The sequence below is a fragment of the Chrysiogenia bacterium genome (assembly GCA_020434085.1).
In the GTDB taxonomy this organism is placed as follows: Bacteria; JAGRBM01; JAGRBM01; order JAGRBM01; family JAGRBM01; genus JAGRBM01.
On record JAGRBM010000341.1, the window covers coordinates 1 to 3,642 of the forward strand.

Here is a 3,642-nt window from a genome sequence, read left to right on the forward strand (position 1 = left end):
GCTCCGGAATGGCCTGCAGCAGGGCCTTGGCGGCTTTCGGATTCTCTTTGGTGAGTGCGCGCGCCGCCTGCAGGCAGGTCTTGTGCCCCTCGATCCAGGGATCGAGATGCGGCGGGTATTTTTGCGATAGAAGCTTTGGGGTCTCGCGCAGGAAGTCGAGGACATCTTCGGCAGCTTCGCCGTGAAGCGACGCGGCCACCTCCAGCACGACCGATGCATCCTCGGCGAGAATTTCGGTAACGGCCACCGCGCGGCGAGCGATCTCTGCAAAAGCCGGCGCGATGCCGCGCGCCGCGGCGAGCAGGAGTCCGATCATCGCGTCGCGCGCATGGGCGGGAAGCCCTTCGAGCAGGCCCGGGCCCTCGTCGAGCCAGCTCATGGCGATGGGCGCGTGGCGGCGGCCGATCTGCGCGGCCGACTCGGCCAGCACGCCCAGCCCGTCGGGCCCCAGCGCGGCAGCGCGCGCGGCGGTGCGCTCCAAAAACTCAGCGGCGACCTGCCGCGACTGCCAGCCCGCTTCGAGCAGCGGGAAGCTCGCGCTGCCCCAGACCTGGGGATCCATGCCGCCGCCGTGTTCGAGAAAGGTCGGCGTGAAGTTGAGAAAGGATCGCGCCGCCCGCTCGCTGCGGATCGCCAGTTCCATCGCCGTGGCAAACCAGCGCTCGGCCCCCCCGGCGTCGAGCGTATTCAGCGCCTCGGGCGCAATCTCCAGCGTGCGGCATCCGAGATCGCCCGAGTGCTCGCCGGCGGCAAAGGCCCAGCTCGCCCACAGCTCGATGCGCTCGGGCGTGGCGGCGCGCGAGTAAGAGAGGGCCTTGTCGAGAAACGTCATGGCGAGCCGCCGCGAGCGCTCGTCCATGCGCTCGGCCCACTCGAACAGGTGCGCGCGCAATGCCGGGTCGAGCTGCGCGTAGCGCGTCTCGAGGTCGCTGGTGATGTCGGCTGCCAGCAGCCGCATCCACTTGTCGGAGAGTGTGCTCACGAGAGTTCATTCCATGTCGGCACGGTAAGAAGGCAGGTGTCATTCTGAGCAACGCGAAGAATCACGTGGAGCCGACTGGGACGCGATTCTTCAGGGCGCTGCGCACCCTTCAGAATGACAGCCTTTGAGATGGCACGCACTGAAAACCGTCTTTGCTCAGGCCCCCGCGGGGAAGACCGAATCCACCAGGTCGCCGATGGCCTGCTGCACGTCGGGGTCGTCGCTGAGTGCTTCGACGAGCGCCATGGTGCAGGCCTCGCGCGCGGGGATGTTCTCGGCGACGAGCTTGCCCGCGTAGATGAGCAGGCGCGTGGAGACGCCTTCTTCGAGGCCCTCGCTCTTGAGATTGCGAACCTTTTTGCCGAGCTGCGCGAGCTTTGTCGCAATGTCTTTGCCGATGCCGCACTCGTGGGCGATGACCTGCTCTTCGAGCTCGGGCGGCGGGTAGTCGAATTCGATGGCGACAAAGCGCTGGCGCGTGCTGGGCTTGAGGTTTTTGAACACGCTCTGGTAGCCCGGGTTGTAGGAAATCACCAGCAGGAAATCCTCGTGCGCGGGGATGACCGTGCCCTTCTTTTCGATGGGAAGTGTGCGGCGATGATCGCAGAGCGGATGGATGAGCACGGTGGTATCCTTGCGCGCCTCGACCACTTCGTCGAGGTAACAGATCGCCCCGCCGGCCACGGCCTTGGTGAGCGGCCCGTTCACCCAGACGGTCTCCTCGCCCTGGAGCAGGTACTTGCCCACCAGGTCCGAGGCGGTGAGGTCTTCGTGGCAGGCCACGGTGACGAGCTGCGACTCGCCCGCCGCGCGGCGCGCCTCCATGAGCCGCCAGGCCATGTGCTCGACAAAGCGCGTCTTGCCGCACCCGGTCGGCCCCTTGAGCAACACCGGCAGGCGCGCCCGCCAGGCGGCCTCGAAGCGCTCCACCTCGCGCCCGATGGGCAGGTAATAGGGCTCGCTCTCGATGCGGTGCTCGATGACGTCGATTTCTGTTCTAGCTGCTGATGCGCCGTTCATGGCGCTGATTATGGGTGGGGGAGGGAGGGCCGGGCAACCGGCCTTTGCGCGGGTGCTGAGGGGAGTTCAGGGAGTCTCCACAAACTCCACCTGATAGTACAGCGGAAACGGCGCGGTCATCGGGCAACCGAAGAGGCGGATGAGCAGGTAGTAGGTGCCGGCGTCGGGGGCGTCCATGCCTGTGAGTGCGATCTGTTCGTTGTCGGTGTCGGTCTCGGCGGAGGCGATGAGGGCGGCGCCGGTCTCGTCGAAGAGGAACATGTCGAGGTCGCCATCAATCTGGTTGAAGGTCAGGTCGATGGTGACGTCGCCGCCGGTGGTGGTCAGCTCGAAGACGTCGCGGTGGAAGTAGGAATCGGCGGTGCCGTTGGCGGGGATGCCGTCGGTGAGTGGGGGCCGGAGCATGGCCGCGGTGCGGCTGTCATCGGGCTCATGAGCATCGGCCAGCGGCACGACGCCGCAGCTCAGCGCCGTGAGGTCCTGCTCGCCGCAGCTTGCCAGCAGCACAGTGGCCAGCAGCAGGAGCAGCGGCGCGAACTTGCTCCGTATCACACCGGGATTTTCGGAAAACAGCATATGGATGTGGTGTGTGGGGAAGGCGCGCCCGGCCCCGCTCGGTGAGCAGGGCCGGGGCGTTCGTCGAAAGCTACTGGATTACTCGCTGACGCAGGCGGCGGCGCACTGCTGGGCGTCGGTGCTGCAGAGTTCCTTGCAGCCCTCGTCCTCGGCGCAGGCCTCGCGGCACTGGGCCTCGTCGGTGGCGCAGCCGATGATGCACATGTTCTGCGCGGGCGTGGTGGGCATGGAGTCCTCGGCGAGGGCGCTCCGGGCACCGAAGACCAGCGCAGTGGCGGCGATCAGCGTGATGGCAAAATATTTCATGGCAAAAACTCACTCCGTTTCTTGAGCTTCTCTGGCAAATAGTGTTCCAGCACGAAATTCAGCCCGTGCTTGGCAAAGGCCTGCTGCTCGACACGCACGCCGGACTTGATCATGCGCTCCAGGGATTTCACCCACTCGCGGTGGTGGGCGAAGAACGGATCGTTCTTGATCGCGTCCTTGGCGCGCTTGATGTCCACGTCCTTGAGCGGATGCGTGGGCAGGTCGTACTTCGTAATATCGTCGGGGGTCACGCCCAGGTAACTGCACTGGGGCACGCAGAAATACTGGTTCAGGTGGGCGTTGTTGCCGCTGCCGACCTTGAGGGTGCGGTAGATGTTGGCGTAGCCGTAAGGGTCACCGTCGGTGAAGGCGTAGACCGGGATCTTCTTGTTGTCGGCAAGGCGCCGGATGAAGCGGCGAATCGCGCGCGAGGGCACGCCGTTCATGGAGACGAGGATGCAGTCGTTGTCCGCCCAGAACTGGTGGTGGTTCAGGCGCTCGAACATACCGCTCGTCTCGATGGCCATGATAAACTTGGCCTTGGTTTCGAATTCCAGGTGCTCGACCGAAGAGGGAATCGAATAGGCGCCCGAGCCGAACTGGGTGCAGTCGATCCGGATGGTCTCGCCCGTGATCGGATTGCGGTCGATCACGATAAGGGCGCCGGCCACCGCGCCGCCGTGGTCGTCGGGGCGGAATCCGAGCTGCTCCTTGTTCACGCCGAAGAGCGCCTCGATGTCGTCCATGATCGTGTCGGA

Annotated in this window: 5 protein-coding genes; all 5 read right to left on the bottom strand. The window is 65.3% G+C overall.

What is annotated here, in order from left to right; genetic code table 11:
• Positions 1 to 982, bottom strand: a 982-nt coding sequence (locus KDH09_11805) for a hypothetical protein (protein MCB0220372.1), incomplete at its 3' end; no start/stop codon positions are given.
• 156 nt (positions 983 to 1,138) lie between these two features.
• Positions 1,139 to 2,002, bottom strand: coding sequence for a MoxR family ATPase (locus KDH09_11810; GenBank protein MCB0220373.1), 864 nt, complete (start codon positions 2,000 to 2,002; stop codon positions 1,139 to 1,141).
• 66 nt (positions 2,003 to 2,068) lie between these two features.
• The gene (locus KDH09_11815) at positions 2,069 to 2,554 is read right to left on the bottom strand and encodes a PPC domain-containing protein (GenBank protein ID MCB0220374.1); all 486 of its coding nucleotides are present in this window, start codon (positions 2,552 to 2,554) and stop codon (positions 2,069 to 2,071) included.
• 102 nt (positions 2,555 to 2,656) lie between these two features.
• Positions 2,657 to 2,884: a hypothetical protein gene (locus tag KDH09_11820; protein ID MCB0220375.1), complete on the bottom strand. Its 228-nt coding sequence runs from the start codon at positions 2,882 to 2,884 to the stop codon at positions 2,657 to 2,659.
• Positions 2,881 to 3,642 (bottom strand): DNA topoisomerase VI (locus KDH09_11825; GenBank protein ID MCB0220376.1); only part of this gene is annotated, 762 nt, incomplete at its 5' end. The genes KDH09_11820 and KDH09_11825, both read right to left, overlap by 4 nt.

Excerpts from the sequence above, each read along its gene's own strand:
- KDH09_11810 (MCB0220373.1), bottom strand. The coding sequence starts at position 2,002 with ATGAACGGCGCATCAGCAGCTAGAACAGAAATCGACGTCATCGAGCAC.
- KDH09_11820 (MCB0220375.1), bottom strand. The coding sequence starts at position 2,884 with ATGAAATATTTTGCCATCACGCTGATCGCCGCCACTGCGCTGGTCTTC.